This window comes from Kineococcus esterisolvens, assembly GCF_050871405.1.
In the GTDB taxonomy this organism is placed as follows: domain Bacteria; phylum Actinomycetota; class Actinomycetes; order Actinomycetales; family Kineococcaceae; genus Kineococcus.
This window is the reverse complement of record NZ_JBJLRI010000023.1, coordinates 1-14,223: the sequence shown is the minus strand read 5'-3', so window position 1 is coordinate 14,223 and position 14,223 is coordinate 1. Positions and strand designations below refer to the sequence as shown.

Annotated in this window: 17 protein-coding genes; 9 read left to right on the top strand and 8 right to left on the bottom strand. The window is 73.3% G+C overall.

What is annotated here, in order from left to right; all coding sequences use genetic code 11:
- Positions 1–15: 15 nt before the first annotated feature.
- On the top strand, positions 16–783 hold the full coding sequence (gene fabI, locus ACRYR8_RS09660; protein ID WP_432484258.1) for an enoyl-ACP reductase FabI: 768 nt from the start codon (positions 16–18) through the stop codon (positions 781–783).
- 204 nt (positions 784–987) lie between these two features.
- On the opposite strand, the gene serB is transcribed toward fabI, so the two are convergent.
- The 3 genes from serB to glgC all read right to left on the bottom strand — a co-directional run bounded on the left by serB (position 988) and on the right by glgC (position 4,469).
- Positions 988–2,265, bottom strand: a complete 1,278-nt coding sequence (gene serB / locus ACRYR8_RS09655; RefSeq protein WP_432484257.1) for a phosphoserine phosphatase SerB — start codon at positions 2,263–2,265, stop codon at positions 988–990.
- Between the two features lie 82 nt (positions 2,266–2,347).
- On the bottom strand, positions 2,348–3,175 hold the full coding sequence (locus tag ACRYR8_RS09650) for an LLM class F420-dependent oxidoreductase (protein WP_432484256.1): 828 nt from the start codon (positions 3,173–3,175) through the stop codon (positions 2,348–2,350).
- A 55-nt stretch (positions 3,176–3,230) separates the two neighbouring features.
- Positions 3,231–4,469, bottom strand: a complete 1,239-nt coding sequence (gene glgC / locus ACRYR8_RS09645) for a glucose-1-phosphate adenylyltransferase (protein ID WP_432484255.1) — start codon at positions 4,467–4,469, stop codon at positions 3,231–3,233.
- Between the two features lie 124 nt (positions 4,470–4,593).
- Here glgC and glgA point away from each other — a divergent pair, with 124 nt between their 5' ends.
- From glgA to ACRYR8_RS09630, 3 genes are read left to right on the top strand one after another with little or no spacing between them, the layout of a single operon-like run.
- On the top strand, positions 4,594–5,784 hold the full coding sequence (glgA, locus tag ACRYR8_RS09640) for a glycogen synthase (RefSeq protein ID WP_432484254.1): 1,191 nt from the start codon (positions 4,594–4,596) through the stop codon (positions 5,782–5,784).
- A 14-nt stretch (positions 5,785–5,798) separates the two neighbouring features.
- Entirely contained in the window at positions 5,799–6,893 is a 1,095-nt protein-coding gene (locus tag ACRYR8_RS09635; RefSeq protein ID WP_432484253.1) for a type III polyketide synthase, read from the top strand.
- Entirely contained in the window at positions 6,890–7,429 is a 540-nt protein-coding gene (locus ACRYR8_RS09630) for an isoprenylcysteine carboxyl methyltransferase family protein (RefSeq protein WP_432484252.1), read from the top strand. Before ACRYR8_RS09635 ends, ACRYR8_RS09630 begins: the two co-directional genes overlap by 4 nt.
- A gap of 43 nt (positions 7,430–7,472) precedes the next feature.
- Here the strand turns inward: ACRYR8_RS09630 and ACRYR8_RS09625 are convergent, their stop codons facing one another.
- Positions 7,473–8,090: a LysE/ArgO family amino acid transporter gene (locus tag ACRYR8_RS09625; RefSeq protein WP_432484251.1), complete on the bottom strand. Its 618-nt coding sequence runs from the start codon at positions 8,088–8,090 to the stop codon at positions 7,473–7,475.
- A gap of 71 nt (positions 8,091–8,161) precedes the next feature.
- On the opposite strand from ACRYR8_RS09625, the gene ACRYR8_RS09620 reads away from it, so the two are divergent.
- Together ACRYR8_RS09620 and ACRYR8_RS09615 are read left to right on the top strand one after the other, a co-directional pair.
- The gene (locus ACRYR8_RS09620) at positions 8,162–9,070 is read left to right on the top strand and encodes a LysR family transcriptional regulator ArgP (RefSeq protein ID WP_432484250.1); all 909 of its coding nucleotides are present in this window, start codon (positions 8,162–8,164) and stop codon (positions 9,068–9,070) included.
- A gap of 51 nt (positions 9,071–9,121) precedes the next feature.
- On the top strand, positions 9,122–9,697 hold the full coding sequence (locus ACRYR8_RS09615; RefSeq protein WP_432484249.1) for a hypothetical protein: 576 nt from the start codon (positions 9,122–9,124) through the stop codon (positions 9,695–9,697).
- A gap of 53 nt (positions 9,698–9,750) precedes the next feature.
- Here the strand turns inward: ACRYR8_RS09615 and ACRYR8_RS09610 are convergent, their stop codons facing one another.
- From ACRYR8_RS09610 to ACRYR8_RS09595, 4 genes are all read right to left on the bottom strand, one after another.
- Positions 9,751–10,185 (bottom strand): type II toxin-antitoxin system VapC family toxin, encoded by a 435-nt coding sequence (locus tag ACRYR8_RS09610; protein ID WP_432484248.1) that lies wholly within the window; start codon positions 10,183–10,185, stop codon positions 9,751–9,753.
- A complete protein-coding gene (locus ACRYR8_RS09605; RefSeq protein ID WP_432484247.1) occupies positions 10,182–10,643 on the bottom strand; it encodes a type II toxin-antitoxin system Phd/YefM family antitoxin in 462 nt (153 codons plus the stop codon). Before ACRYR8_RS09605 ends, ACRYR8_RS09610 begins: the two co-directional genes overlap by 4 nt.
- Before the next feature lie 293 nt (positions 10,644–10,936).
- Positions 10,937–11,308, bottom strand: coding sequence for a hypothetical protein (locus tag ACRYR8_RS09600; RefSeq protein ID WP_432484245.1), 372 nt, complete (start codon positions 11,306–11,308; stop codon positions 10,937–10,939).
- Between the two features lie 233 nt (positions 11,309–11,541).
- Entirely contained in the window at positions 11,542–11,892 is a 351-nt protein-coding gene (locus ACRYR8_RS09595; RefSeq protein ID WP_432484244.1) for a hypothetical protein, read from the bottom strand.
- Between the two features lie 434 nt (positions 11,893–12,326).
- On the opposite strand from ACRYR8_RS09595, the gene ACRYR8_RS09590 reads away from it, so the two are divergent.
- The 3 genes from ACRYR8_RS09590 (at position 12,327) to ACRYR8_RS09580 (ending at position 14,075) form a co-directional block, all read left to right on the top strand.
- Complete coding sequence (locus ACRYR8_RS09590) at positions 12,327–12,605, top strand: hypothetical protein (protein ID WP_432484243.1); 279 nt, start codon at positions 12,327–12,329, stop codon at positions 12,603–12,605.
- A gap of 220 nt (positions 12,606–12,825) precedes the next feature.
- Positions 12,826–13,419, top strand: a complete 594-nt coding sequence (locus tag ACRYR8_RS09585) for a SigE family RNA polymerase sigma factor (RefSeq protein ID WP_432484242.1) — start codon at positions 12,826–12,828, stop codon at positions 13,417–13,419.
- The gene (locus ACRYR8_RS09580) at positions 13,416–14,075 is read left to right on the top strand and encodes a hypothetical protein (protein WP_432484241.1); all 660 of its coding nucleotides are present in this window, start codon (positions 13,416–13,418) and stop codon (positions 14,073–14,075) included. Before ACRYR8_RS09585 ends, ACRYR8_RS09580 begins: the two co-directional genes overlap by 4 nt.
- Positions 14,076–14,223: the final 148 nt, after the last annotated feature.

The window sequence follows — 14,223 nt, the reverse complement described above, 5'->3', positions numbered from 1 at the left end:
CGGAGAGAGGAACCCATGGGTCTGCTGGACGGCAAGCGGCTGCTCGTCACCGGAGTGCTCACCGACCGCTCGATCGCGTTCGCGGTCGCCCGCGTCGCGCAGGAGGAGGGCGCCGAGGTCGTGCTGTCGTCCTTCGGGCGCCAGATGAAGATCACCTCCACGATCGCCAAGCGGCTGCCGAAGCCCGCACCGGTCGTCGAGCTGGACGCCACCAGCGAGGAGGACCTCGCGGCGCTGGAGTCCCGCGTGCGCGAGCACGTCGACGGCCTGGACGGGGTGCTGCACTCCATCGGCTTCGCGCCCAAGGACGCCATGGGCGGCAACTTCCTGAACACCGAGTGGTCCAGCGTGGCGACCGCGCTGCAGGTCTCGGCGTACTCGCTGAAGTCCATCGCGGTGGCCGCCCTGCCGCTCATGGCGAACGGCGGCTCGGTCGTGGGCCTGACCTTCGACGCGCGCGTGGCCTGGCCGGTCTACGACTGGATGGGCGTGGCCAAGGCCGCGTTCGAGTCCACCGCCCGCTACCTGGCCCGCGACCTGGGCCCGAAGGGCGTGCGCGTCAACGTCGTCTCGGCCGGCCCGCTGCGCACCACCGCGGCGACCTCCATCCCCGGCTTCGAGACCCTCGAGGGCACCTGGGGCGAGCGCTCCCCGCTGGGCTGGGACGTGACCGACACCGAGCCGCCGGCGCGCGCCGCCCTGGCGCTGATGTCGGACTGGTTCCCGGCCACGACCGGCGAGATGATCCACGTCGACGGCGGCTTCCACGCCATGGGGTCCTGACGGGCCGTGGGCGAGCAGCCCCCGCCCTCCGGCGGCCGGCGCCTGGTGGTGGTGGCCGTCTGCATGGTGGTCGTCGTCGCCGGGCTGGTGGCCCTGGCCACCTGGGCCAGCGGCAACGGCTGAGCACGCCCGCCGGGGCCCGGAGCGGACCGGTCGGCGAGGGGCGGTGGTGCCCGCGGGGCGACCCGCAGGCACCACCACCCCTCAGCGACCGGCCGGGGCCGCGCCGGTGGACGGCGTGCGGGCCAGGGCCTCGTCGGCCAGGTCGGCGTCCTCCACGTCCTCGCGGGTGATGCCCAGCAGCGGCAGGACGGCGTCCAGGTAGGGCACGTTGAGCGCGGCGTCGGCCTGCTCGCGCACCACGGGCTTGGCGTTGAAGGCGATGCCCAGGCCCGCGGCGCCGATCATGTCCAGGTCGTTGGCGCCGTCGCCGATGGCGACGGTGCGGTGCAGCGGCAGCCCCTCGGCGGCGGCGAACTCGCGCAGGGCCGCCGCCTTGGCGGCGCGGTCCACCACCGGGCCCAGCAGCCGGCCGGTGAAGCGCCCGTGCACCACCTGGAGCCGGTTGGCGCGCACGTGCGCGATGCCCAGCTCCGCGGCCAGCGGGCCCACGACCTCCAGGAACCCGCCGGAGACCAGCGCGAGGGTGAACCCCAGCCGGTGCAGCGTGCGGCACAGCGTGCGCGCCCCCGGTGTCAGCACGACCGCCTCGCGCACCCGCTCGACCACGGAGGTGTCCAGGCCCTCCAGGCACGCGACGCGCTGCAGCAGGGAGGCGGCGAAGTCGATCTCGCCGCGCATGGCGCGCTCGGTGACGGCGGCCACCTCCGCCTCACGCCCGGCGTGCGCGGCCAGCAGTTCGATCACCTCCTGGCGGATCAGGGTGGAGTCGACGTCCATGACGACCAGGCGCCGCCCCATCCGGGCCAGGCCGCCGGGGGAGACGGCGGCGTCCAGGCCGTGCCGGCCGGCCTCGGCGGCCAGCGCCCGTCGCAGGTCCAGGACCTCCTCGGCGGTGGCGTCCACCGACACGTCGAACTCGACGCTGGTCACGGGGGTGGAGGACATGCGCCGCACGCGGTCCACGTTGGCGCCGCGCTCGGCGAGCACCGCGGTGGTGCGGGCGATGGCCGCCGGGCGCAGCGGGGCGCCCAGCAGCGTCACGTGCAGCCGCCGCGGGCGCGCCGCCGGTGCGGCGGGCTCGCGCACGGTGCAGGTCACCTCCAGGCCGTGCGGCTCGCCCCAGCCGGCCAGCGCCGAGGCCACCGCCGCCGGCTCCGCGGTGCCCACGAGCACGGCCAGCGTCAGCACGCCGCCGACGACGACCTGCTCGACGTCGAGGACCTGCGCGTCGGTGCCGGCCAGTTCGGTGAACAGCGCGGAGGTCACCCCGGGGCGGTCGGCGCCGGTGACGGTCACGAGGAGGGCGGGTCCACCGGCGGGCACTGCGCCCGGGGACGTGTCGTCGAGGGTTCCGGGCACGCGCGGAAGGCTACCGGCCCGCCCGGGGCGGCCGGGTGAACCGGGTGAGCCGGGCGGGCCGCGCGGCGAGCGCTCGCACGCGTCAGGCGCCGGCGTTCTTCTCGTCGCGCCAGGAGAGCCACTGCTGCAGGGGCGCCAGGTCGAAGTCGGGGCCGCCCACGCCGATCGTGAACAGCCGCGTGCCGGCGGCGTGCAGGGCCTCGCCCTTCTCACCGGGGTCGTCCGCGGTGTCGACGCCGGCGGACCGCTCGATCTCGTGCGGGTCGCGACCGATCGCCGCGCAGTGCGCGTCGAGGACCTCGTGCTTGTGCGCGATGGTCTCCGCGTCGCCGAAGCCGTGCCAGATGTCGGCGTGCCGGGCCACGATGCGCAGCGTCTTGCGCTCTCCGCCGCCGCCGATGAGCACCGGGACACGGCGGGTGGGCGCCGGGTTCAGGGCCGCCAGGCGCGACTCGATCAGCGGCAGGTCCTCGGCGAGCTTGTCCAGGCGGGCGCCGGCGGTGCCGAACTCGTAGCCGTACTCGGTGTAGTCCTTCTCGAACCAGCCCGAGCCGATGCCCAGGACCAGGCGCCCGGTGCCGGTGTCGTGCGCGGAGACGTGGTCCACGGTGCGGGCCATGTCCGCCAGCAGCTGGGGGTTGCGGTAGCTGTTGCAGGTGACCAGCGCACCGATCTCGATGCGGCTGGTGGCCTCCGCCCACGCGGCCAGCATCGTCCAGCACTCGAAGTGCAGGCCGTCCGGGTCGCCGTACAGCGGGTAGAAGTGGTCCCAGTTGAAGGCGACGTCCAGGCCCATCTCCTCCGCGCGCGCGGCGGCGGCGCGGATCGCGGGGTAGGGGGCGTGCTGCGGCTGGAGCTGGACGCCGATGCGCACCGGGCGGTCGCCGGCGGCGGGTGCGGGGGAAGTCATGGACCCCGATGCTGCCGCACGGCGCCCCCGGGCGACAGGGGCGCGCCCCACGCGCTCAGGACGGGATCGTCTGCCCCTTGCCGACCACCGTGATGCCCGAGTCGGTGACGGTGAAGCCGCGCGCGCGGTCCTCCTCGGGGTCGACCCCCACGCGGGCGTCCTCGGGCACGATGACGTTCTTGTCGAGAATGGCCCGCTGCACCACCGCGTGCCGGCCCACCTGCACCCCGTCCATGAGGACGGACTCGCTGACGTGCGCCCAGGAGTCCAGGCGCACCTTCGGGGAGACCACCGACTTCTCCACCAGGGCCCCGGAGACGACGGTGCCGGCGGAGATGATGGAGTTCACCGCGTGCCCGTAGGTGCCCTGCCAGCCGTGCACGAACTTCGCCGGCGGGTAGAAGTCCTGCGCGGCGATGATGGGCCACTCGTAGTTGTAGAGGTTGAAGACCGGCAGCACCGAGATGAGGTCCATCTGGGCCTCGAAGTAGGAGTCGATGGTGCCCACGTCGCGCCAGTACGCGCGGTCGCGGTCGGTGGCGCCGGGCACCTCGTTGTCCTTGAAGTCGTACACGCCGGCCAGGCCGCGCTCGACGAAGTCGGGCACGATGTCGCCGCCCATGTCGTGCTTGGAGTCCTCCTCCTCGGCGTCGCGGGTCACCGCGTCCACGAGCGCGTCGGCGTCGAAGACGTAGTTGCCCATCGAGGCCAGCACCTCGTGCGGGGAGTCGGCCAGGCCCTGCGGGTGCTTGGGCTTCTCCAGGAACTGCGCGATCCGGTTGCTGCCCGGCTCGGTCTGGATGACGCCGAACTGGTCGGCCAGCGAGATCGGCTGGCGGATCGCGGCCACCGAGCACGGCGCCCCGGAGGCCACGTGCGCGTCGACCATCTGGGAGAAGTCCATCCGGTACACGTGGTCGGCGCCGACCACCACGACGATGTCGGGGCGCTCGTCGTGGATGAGGTTCATCGACTGGAAGATCGCGTCGGCGCTGCCCAGGTACCAGCGCTTGCCCACGCGCTGCTGCGCCGGCACGGAGGCGATGTAGCTGCCGAAGAGGTTCGACATCCGCCACGACTGCGAGATGTGGCGGTCCAGGCTGTGGGACTTGTACTGCGTCAGCACCACGACCTTGCGGAACCCGGCGTTGACGAGGTTCGACAGGGCGAAGTCGATGAGCCGGTAGGTGCCGCCGAAGGGCACGGCGGGCTTGGCCCGGTCGGCGGTGAGGGGCATCAGCCGCTTGCCCTCCCCGCCGGCGAGGACGATCGCGAGGACGTTGGGTGCAGCCACGAGGGGCACGATAGGGCCGCGACCGCCACGATGCCCGGGAAACGCCCCGCGCGTCGTCGCCGGAGCCCGCTCGCGGGCCCGTCGGGCGGGCGCGGAGCGGACCGGACGAGCACGAGGAGCGAGCATGCGCGTGGACCTGCTGACCAGGGAGTACCCGCCGGAGGTGTACGGCGGCGCCGGGGTGCACGTGGCCGAGCTGGTGCGCGCGCTGCGCGCCGTCGAGGGCGGCCCGGAGGTGCTCGTGCGCTGCTTCGGCGCCCCCCGCGAGGAGGAGGGCGTCACCGCCTACGGCGAGCCGGTGGAGCTGGCCGGCGCCAACGCGGCGCTGCGCACCCTGGGGGTGGACCTGCCGATGGCCGCGGGCACCGCCGGGGCGGACCTGGTGCACTCGCACACCTGGTACGCCAACACCGCCGGGCACCTGGCCTCCCTGCTGCACGGGGTCCCGCACGTGGTGACCGCGCACAGCCTGGAGCCGCTGCGGCCGTGGAAGGCCGAGCAGCTCGGCGGCGGCTACGCCCTGTCCAGCTGGGCCGAGCGCACCGCCTTCGAGGCCGCGGCCGGCGTGATCGCCGTCAGCGCCGGCATGCGCGCGGACATCCTGCGCAGCTACCCGGCCCTGGACCCGGCGAAGGTTCACGTGGTGCACAACGGCATCGACGCGACCGAGTGGACCCCCGTGGACGGCCGCGACCTCGTGCGCGCCAACGGCGTGGACCCCGACCGGCCCAGCGTCGTCTTCGTCGGGCGCATCACCCGCCAGAAGGGGCTGCCGCACCTGCTGCGCGCCGCCGCCCAGCTGCCGCCTCAGGTGCAGCTGGTGCTGTGCGCCGGCGCCCCCGACACCCCCGAGATCGCCGCCGAGGTGGCCGGTCTGGTCGGCGAGCTGCAGCAGCAGCGCTCCGGCGTGGTCTGGCTGGACCGGCACCTGTCGCGCCAGGAGCTGCTGCAGCACCTGTCGCAGGCCACCGTGTTCGTGTGCCCGTCGGTGTACGAGCCCCTCGGGATCGTCAACCTGGAGGCCATGGCGTGCGGCGCCGCCGTGGTCGGCACCGCCACCGGTGGCATCCCCGAGGTCGTGCGCGACGGCGAGACCGGCTGGCTGGTGCCCATCGAGCAGGTCGCCGACGGCACCGGTGCCCCCGTGGACCCCGAGCGCTTCGTCGCCGACCTGGCCGCCGCGCTGGCCGAGGCCGTCTCCGACCCCGACCGCGCCCGCGAGCGCGGCGCAGCCGGGCGCCGGCGCGCCGTGGAGGACTTCAGCTGGTCGGCGATCGCCGGCCGCACCCTCGAGGTGTACGAGTCGGTCCTCTGAGACAGCATCGCCCCATGCCGCCCACCGCACCGCCCCACGTCCCCCGCTCCTCCCGGGTGGTGGCGGTGGAACCGGTCCTGCCCCCGCACCGCTACGGGCAGGCCGAGATCGCCGAGCAGCTGGCGCCCCTGCTGGCCCCCGAGGGCCCGCGGCGCCAGCTGCTGCACCGCCTGCACGCCGCCTCCGGCGTCCAGCACCGGCACCTGGCGCTGCCGCTGGAGCGCTACGCCCGCCTGGGTTCGTTCACCGCGGCCAACGCCGAGTTCGCCGAGATCGGCCTGGACCTGGCCGAGCGGGCCCTGAAGGGTGCGCTGGCGACCGCGGGCGTGACCCCGGAGGAGGTGGACTTCCTGCTGTTCACCACCGTCACCGGCGTCGGGGCCCCCTCGCTGGACGCCGCCCTGGCGGTGCGCTGCGGTCTTCGGCCCACCGTGAAGCGGCTGCCCTCGTTCGGCCTCGGCTGCGCCGCCGGGGCGGCGGGGCTGGCGCGCGTGGACGACTACCTCGCAGGCCACCCCGGCCAGGTCGGGGTGCTGGTCTCGGTGGAGCTGTGCTCGCTGACGCTGCAGCGCGAGGACGGCTCCACCGCCAACCTCGTCGCCAGCGGCCTGTTCGGCGACGGTGCGAGCGCCGTCGTGCTGGCCGGTGCCGACCGGGCAGCCGGCACGCCCGGGTGGGACGTGCTGGGCTCCCGCAGCCGGCTGTACCCGGGCACCGCCGACGCACTCGGCTGGGACGTGGGCAGCTCCGGGCTGAGCATCGTGCTGGCCGCCGACCTGCCCGACCTGCTGGCCGCCGAGCTCGGCGCCGAGGTGCGCGCCCTGCTGGGTGAGCACGGGCTGGACCCGGACGGGGTGCGGCGCTGGGTCGTGCACGCCGGGGGACCGAAGGTGCTGCGCGCCGTGGCCGGCGCGCTCGACCTGGCCGACGGGCCCACCGGGGCGCTGGCCCCCAGCTGGGACGCGCTGCGCGGTGCGGGCAACCTGTCCAGCTCCTCGGTGCTGCACGTCCTGGCCGCCACGCCGCACCAGCCCGGTGAGCACGCCCTCGTGCTGGCCGTCGGGCCCGGCGTGGGCACCGAGCAGGTGCTGCTGCGGGCCGCGGCGTGAGCACCGCGCTGTTCGCCGCGCTCGTGCTGGCCACCGGCGCCGAGCGCATCGCCGAGCTGGTGGTCTCCACCCGCAACGCGCGCTGGTCCTTCGCCCGCGGCGGCGTGGAGACCGGCCGCGGGCACTTCGGCCCGATGGTCGTGCTGCACACCGGCCTGCTGCTGGCCTGCCTGGTCGAGGTGGCGCTCGCCGACCGCCCGTTCCTGCCGGCGCTGGGCTGGCCGATGCTGGTGCTGGCGGTGCTCAGCCAGATGCTGCGCTGGTGGTGCATCGGCTCGCTGGGGCGGCGGTGGAACACCCGCGTCATCGTGGTGCCGGGCATGCCGCTGGTCACCCGCGGGCCCTACCGCTTCCTCAAGCACCCCAACTACGTGGTGGTGGTCGTCGAGGGCTTCGCGCTGCCGCTGGTGCACACCTGCTGGGTCACCGCGGCGGTGTTCACCGTCCTGAACGCGGTGCTGCTGCTGGGGTTCCGGCTGCCCGCGGAGAACCGGGCGCTGGCCGCGCTGCCGGCCGCGCAGCGCGACGCGGGCTGACGCGCGGCGCACGGCACCGGCCGGGCCCGTCGCGGGGCGCCGCTCAGGCGGTGGACAGCAGCAGGGAGGCGGCCAGGGCGAACATCACCGAGGCGATCACCACGTCGAGCACCCGCCAGGCGCGCGGGCGAGCGAACAGCGGGCGCAGCAGCGTCGCGCCGTACCCCAGGGCGGCGAACCACGCGGCGCTGGCCAGCGCCGCACCGGCGGCGAACCACCACTGGCGCCCGGGGTGGCTCTGGGCGATCGAGCCGAGCAGGACCACGGTGTCGAGGTAGACGTGCGGGTTCAGCCAGGTCAGCGCCAGGGCGGTGGCCACCGTCGCGGCCGGTGAGACCGGCGTCGCCGCGTCCCGGGGGTCCAGCGACTGCGGGCGCCACGCGCGGCGGGCCGCGAGGAACCCGTACGCGGCCAGGAAGCCGGCGCCGGCGACGCGCACCACGTCCAGCAGGCCGGGGTGGCTGCGGACGACGGCGCCGGCACCGGCCACCCCCGCGCCGATGAGCGCCGCGTCGGAGAGCAGGCACACCAGCACCACCGCGCCCACGTGCTGGCGGCGCAGACCCTGCCGCAGCACGAAGGCGTTCTGCGAGCCGATCGCGACGATCAACGACAGGCCGAGCCCGAGGCCGGAGGCGGCGGCGAGGAGAGCGGGGAGCACCCGGCGACCGTAGGCACCCCCGCGGCGGAAGAGAAGCTCATCTTCCTGCAGCACCGTTAGCATCGCTGTCCATGGACCTGGACCTGGGTCAGCTGCGCGCCCTGAGCGCCGCGGTCTCCGAGGGCACCCTCGAGGCCGCGGCCCGGGCCCTGCACGTGACCCCCTCGGCGATCAGCCAGCGCCTGCGCGCCCTGGAGGTCGCCACCGGCCGGGTGCTGCTGGTGCGCAGCAAGCCGGTGCGGGTCACCGGCTCGGGCGAGGTGCTGCTGCGCCTGGCCCGCCAGGTCGAGCTGCTGACCGGCGACACCCTCGCCGAACTGGACGCCGACGGGGCGGGCGGGCCGGCGGGGCGGGGCGTGCAGACGCTGCCGATCGCCGTCAACGCCGACTCCCTGGCCACCTGGGTGCTGCCCGCCCTGGCCCCCCTGGCCGGACCGGTGTGCTTCGAGATCCACCGCGACGACGAGGGCCACACCGCGTCGCTGCTGCGCGCGGGCACGGTGGTGGCCGCCGTCACCACCGATGCCGATCCGGTGTCCGGGTGCTCGGTCACCCGGCTGGGGGTCATGCGCTACCGACCGGTGGTGGCCGCCGACCGCGCCCGCGAGTGGTTCCCCGACGGCCCGACGGCCCGAGCCCTGGCGCGGGCCCCCGTGGTGGTCTTCGACCGCAAGGACGACCTGCAGCACCGCTACCTGCGCAGGCGCCTGCCCGGGACCGAGGGGACGGCCCAGCCACCGGTGCACCACGTGCCCTCCTCCGCGGACTTCCTGACCGCCGTCCGCCTGGGCCTGGGCTGGGGCATGCTGCCCGACCTGCAGAGCTACCCCGACGAGGTCGCCGGTTCGCTGGTGGACGTCGACCCCGCCGGCGCGATCGACGTTGTCCTGCACTGGCAGCAGTGGAAGCTGCGCTCGGCGTCGCTCGACCGGGTGGCGGCCGCCGTGACCGCGGCCGCTCGCCGCCACCTGGTGCAGTGACGCCGCGCCAGGTGCGCGAGTCGGAGCAGCGCTACCCGGGCACCTGGCGCCGTGCCGGTCGAACCGCCCGCCGACACCACCACGGCCCCCACCGGCACCTGGTGGGGCCACCCGGTCCTCGACGTCGTGAGCGAGGGTCCGGGCGTCGTCGCGTGCCGCGACGAGCTGCCCGCCTGCGAGGCGGCGACGGGCGACGCCCCGGTCGTCGTGCGGAGCGGCGAGGTGGACCCCGCCCCCTTCCACGTCCTCCTGGAGCCACCCTCCGCACCGGGGACCACCGGTGAGCTGACGCGCGCTCGGCAGGACCACCGGGCCACGGTCGTCTCCACCTCCGCCGTCCCCGACCGGGCGGGGGAACCGGCCCGAGCGGGGGCGCACCACGCGAGCGTGGTCGCGCACCAGGGGGATGGTCGAGTCGGCATCCACGAGTTCGATCCCCGCCCCGCCCGCGGTCGGCGGCCGGTCCTGCTCGGCCTGCGGCTGCAAGACGACGGGAACCATTCCGGCTCCTCGGATCTGCGGGTGGGAAAGCAGACCTGGCCCGATGGGCTGGGCCGCGGCAGACCACTGGCTACCCTGCGGCCGAGGGTCGCGACCAGCGGTGATCGCGCGCGGATCGCGGGATGACCGTGCGTTCCGCGCGCTGTGTCATGAGCACGCCCTTGCCGGTGCTGGGTCTCCTAAGGTGCGGTGACGATGAACGGGGTGACGGCGAGGAGGCCGGACACGTCCTGGAAGTCGCTCAGGTTGTTGGTCACCAGTTCGAGGTCGAAGGCGTGCGCGGTCGCGGCGAGGTAGGCGTCGACGACCTGGATGCGGAGCTGCTTCTTCGTCCCGCCGGCCGCGAGGATGCTCGCGGCCACCTGTCCGTAGGCGTCCACGACGGTGTCGTCCACGGGGAGGGCGTTCGGCCACAGGCGCCGCGCGATGGTGAAGTCGGTGAGGCGCTGCTGCTGAGTCGGCCCGGAGGCCACAGCGATGCCGAAGCGGAGTTCCGCGAACGTCATCTGCGAGACGTAGGTGGGCTGGTTGGGGTCGATGCTGAACGCAGACCCGACCGGAGCGCGCAGGATGTCGATAAGGACATTCGTGTCCAGGAGGTATCCAGCGGTCACTGCTGGTTGAACCTCTCCTGGGCGATCTGCTTGGTGAGGTCACCCAGTCGTGGACCGCGAGGGGCGGCCTCGCGGCCGTGGGTGGTCGCCCACTCGCGGACGGCGCGGGCGTCCGTCGCGGAGCTCGAGTCGTCGGGCTGGCTCGGCTGCACAGCCTCGGTGCCCGGGTCATCGTCGCGTCCTGCGTAAGGATCACGCGCGATCGGGTCGAGCGTCTCGGCCACCTGACGGTCGAACTCGGAGTGGTCGAACGGGCCAGCGACGGAGTTGAGGCTGGCGGCAGCGCTGAGGGGGACGCCGCTGAAGGCGCGCAGGCGGTCGGGGACGGGTGCGATGGGCGTGATGCGGGCGACAGGCCGTCCGTGGTTGGTGATCGTGTAGCCCTCGCCCGTGTCCTCCAGTTCTCGCAGGATGCGCGCGTACTCGTTGCGCAGTTCGCGGGCAGTGATGGTCTTCACGCCAGCGAGTGTAGCCAGTTCTGGCTACGCTGGCCAGTTCCTGAGTGACGGGTCGTTGCGGGGTCACCGTCGTAGTGTCGAGGTCATCGGCGGGTAGTGGTCCATGTCAGCCCGACCGGGCAGCATCAACCCCCGTGACGCAGGTTGTGATCTCGCGCCTCTCACCACGAACGGACATCACCCAGCCGTCGGCCAGCACGCGGATTGCGGGATGACCGAGCGGTGCGTCGTGCCCTCAGCAAGGCGAGCCGCACGGGGCTCGAGGCGTCGGGGCGCGGGTGAGCTGAGGCGGCTCAGCTGGTGGTGACGGCCACGCCCCACTGTGAGGGGCCGTCGTGGGCTTCGGTGACCGAGAACGTGGCGGTGCCGGTGGTGGGGACGAGGTCCCCGACGCGGTGTCCTTGCCCGTCGCAGTCGACAGTGACCGCGGTGCCAGCCAGGTCCAGTCCCAGGCTTCCGCCGCCGGTGCAGGCGGCGAAGGCCCCGTAGGTGGTGCCGGCGGTGAGGGGGCCGACCGTGACGTCCGAGCTCTGCCAGCCTTCGGCGCCGGAAGCGATGAGAGGTCCTGCTCCGTCGGCTTCAGCGGCGTTGAAGGCGACGTCCCATGCCTTTGCGGCGTCGGTGGGGGCGGGTTGATCGCTGGAGCAGGCGCTGAGAGTGCTCACCGTCAGCAGGGCGAGCAAAGTCCAGCCTCGTCGGGTGAACGGTCTCATGAAGGAAGGCTAGTGACGCTGATCAGGTGCAGGGCTGCTTTCGTCGTGTCGGTGCGCACCAGCGGGGTCGGCTGGCGGCCTCGTCACGCGGGCGTCGCTAGCGACCGTGGCCGCGCCCGGAAGGCGGGATGACCGTGGGGTCGGTGGCCTACCGCGGATGCTCGGAGCGCGGGACGAACGTGGGGTCAGGAGGGCTGAGGGTCGCTACTCAGGCGGGCGCCGGTGTTGAAGTTGGTCACGAGTTCGCTGGGGCCGAGACACTGCTCGAGCAGCGCGGCGCCCTCACGTCGATCGGCGTCGGTGTTGGTGGTGTCGTCGGCGAGGGGGGTGTGACCTCCGTCGCCGTACAGGGCGCTGCCCGCGGTGATGGTGTCGCCTTCGGGCAGCAGGAGAGTTGAGGCTTGCTCGTCCCAGGTGGTGCCCACTGGCCACAGGACGGGTTCGTCGTCCAGGGTCAGGCAGGTGCCGTCGTAGGTGAGGGTGCCGCCGACGTAGGCGGCCATGCTGCTGTCGCTGTGGGTGCTGTGGGCGACCACGGGTCCATCGACCACCAAGCCGGGACTGCTGGCGTCGTCACCGGCGGTTGGGGAGCAGGCCGTGAGAGCCGCCACCGTCAGCGCCGCGGCGGTCCAGGCGGTCGGCCGTAGGCGGTGCTGGGGGCGGGGGCGGTCCATGAGGGTTGGACGCGCTGGAGGCGTGGACGGTTGCTGGCGAGATCACACACGGATCGACAAGAGCGCGACATCGCTAGCGTCCATGATCGCGCACTGAACGCGGGATGAGAGGAAGATCAGGCTGAGCTGTGGAGCCAGTCCACGCTGCTTCACGTCTCACGTCCATGGCGATGACACGACTGCCTCTGCTGCTGAGCGCTTTCCTGCTGTCCGCGTGCAGCTCAGGCTCCTCAGTGCCGACAGAGACAGCGGCGCCTGACCCACTCGCCTTGCCAGGCCCGTGCAAGGACGACGGGGTGGTCATCGACTACGAAGACGCCCCTGGGTACGCCACTGCCGAAGAGGCGATCGAGGCCTACTTGGATTCGCTCGTCAGCGAGCAGCGGCTGTCCCGTGAGCAGGCGCAGGTGCTGGCGCGGGCGCTCATCGAGGAACCGACCCGTCAATCCCTTGGCGCCCCCCTCGGGCAGACGGTCTCCGAGCAGTCCAACTACACCGTCTCAGTGGGACTCGAAGACGCCGGCCAGGGCACGATGCGGGTGGGGAACTACGGCCTGGAGTGTGCTCGCAGCTAGCAGGGGGCCGAGGCAGCGGCCAGCTTGCCCGCTCTGTGCCGGAGCGGTGGGTGTCGGCTGCGGACTACCGCTTCGGTGAGCGCTGCTGGTGGAAGGTGACCACCCCCGTGAAGTCGTGGAGCCTGAATCGAGCAAGCTGGTCAGGCGACGATGACAACCTTTCAACTCGTCCCTGCCCCTAGAAGGGTGTCACCACCCACCCGTCCTGAAGGGGTCACCGATGAGACCCGACCGCGACCGGCTCGAGCAAGTCGTTCACCAGCACGGCCCGTCCCTGCTGCGCACCGCCACCTTGCTCACCGGCTCACACGCAGAGGCCGAAGACCTCCTCCAGGACACCCTCGAGGTCTGCTTCCGTCGCTGGCCCGCCCAGGTCGAGCACCCCGGCGCCTACCTGCGTACCGCGATGACCCGCCTGGCCGCCCGGCGCCGGCCTCGCTGGCACCGGTGGCTGTCCCTGGACGGTGACCACGCTGCAGCGGGGGATGAGGCAACGCGGGTCGACCAGCGCTACGACCTGCTGGCGGCGTTGCGGCAGCTGCCTCCGCGCCAGCGGGCGGTGGTGGTGCTGCGTCACTGGGAGGGCTACAGCGAAGCCGAGACCGCTGATGTCCTGCACTGCTCGATCGGCACGGTCAAGAGCCACGCCTCGCGGGGGCTGCAGCGGCTACGTGACCTGCTGCCCCACCTCAGCCCACCACCGCCGGACCCACCGGTCACGGCCGCGACGCACACACCGACCGACGCGGTGACCACCCTCGTGACCGATGCATCGGGCGACCAGACGACCTCCTGGAAGGGAGCCTTGCGATGAGCACCCTTGAAGACGACTTCCGCACCGCCGCTCACGCCGCGACCACCGACCTGCCTTTCGACCCCGAGCGCACGCTGTCTGGAGTGACGCGTCGCCAGCGCCGCCGCCGCGCCCAGCTCGTCGGGGTTCGGGTCCTACCTGCGGCACTGGCCCTGAGCGTGGCCGCCGTTGTCGGCCCGAGTCTGCTCGCCAGACACGACGGTCAAATCGGTCAGAGCAGCCAGGGCGGGACGACCTTGGCTCCTTACGTCTTCGCTGCCGCGCCGCTGCCGGCTGCCCCTGCGGCTGAGGTCGATGGCGTGGTCATCGGCCATCTGCCCGCCGGGGCCAGCGTGAGCGCGCCCGTCCGCGCGGACAACGCGCCGTCACCGGCGTCGGTGGCGGTGACGATCGCCGCGGGCAGTGACGGCGGTGGCATTACCGTGTCGGTGGCCCGTGCTGAGGGCCTGACCCTGGACCGGTACTTGGAGACGAACTGGTTCCGCGGGACCGCGACCACCGTGTCCGGGCGTCCGGCCCTAGCCAACAGCATCCGCAGCGACGATGCCGCCGGCCTGGTCTGGTCGCCAGCTGATGGGGTGGTCATTGAAGCCCACGCAGCATCCGATCGAGCTCAGGAGCTGCGCGAGCTGGTGGAGAACATGCACTTGAAGTGACCCTGCAGGTGCACACGGATGGCGGGATGACCGTGAAGTCGTAGACCCGCCGTGATCGCGCTCAGATCGCGTTATTTGTGGGTGATGGTCTCGGTGGGTAGGCGTCCGAGGCGGGGTAGGAAGCGGCCGGTCCTGGCCGCGTAGGAGT

Excerpts from the sequence above, each read along its gene's own strand:
- fabI (WP_432484258.1), top strand. The coding sequence starts at position 16 with ATGGGTCTGCTGGACGGCAAGCGGCTGCTCGTCACCGGAGTGCTCACC.
- ACRYR8_RS09650 (WP_432484256.1), bottom strand. The coding sequence starts at position 3,175 with ATGACTTCCCCCGCACCCGCCGCCGGCGACCGCCCGGTGCGCATCGGC.
- glgA (WP_432484254.1), top strand. The coding sequence starts at position 4,594 with ATGCGCGTGGACCTGCTGACCAGGGAGTACCCGCCGGAGGTGTACGGC.
- ACRYR8_RS09635 (WP_432484253.1), top strand. The coding sequence starts at position 5,799 with ATGCCGCCCACCGCACCGCCCCACGTCCCCCGCTCCTCCCGGGTGGTG.
- ACRYR8_RS09620 (WP_432484250.1), top strand. The coding sequence starts at position 8,162 with ATGGACCTGGACCTGGGTCAGCTGCGCGCCCTGAGCGCCGCGGTCTCC.
- ACRYR8_RS09585 (WP_432484242.1), top strand. The coding sequence starts at position 12,826 with ATGAGACCCGACCGCGACCGGCTCGAGCAAGTCGTTCACCAGCACGGC.
- ACRYR8_RS09580 (WP_432484241.1), top strand. The coding sequence starts at position 13,416 with ATGAGCACCCTTGAAGACGACTTCCGCACCGCCGCTCACGCCGCGACC.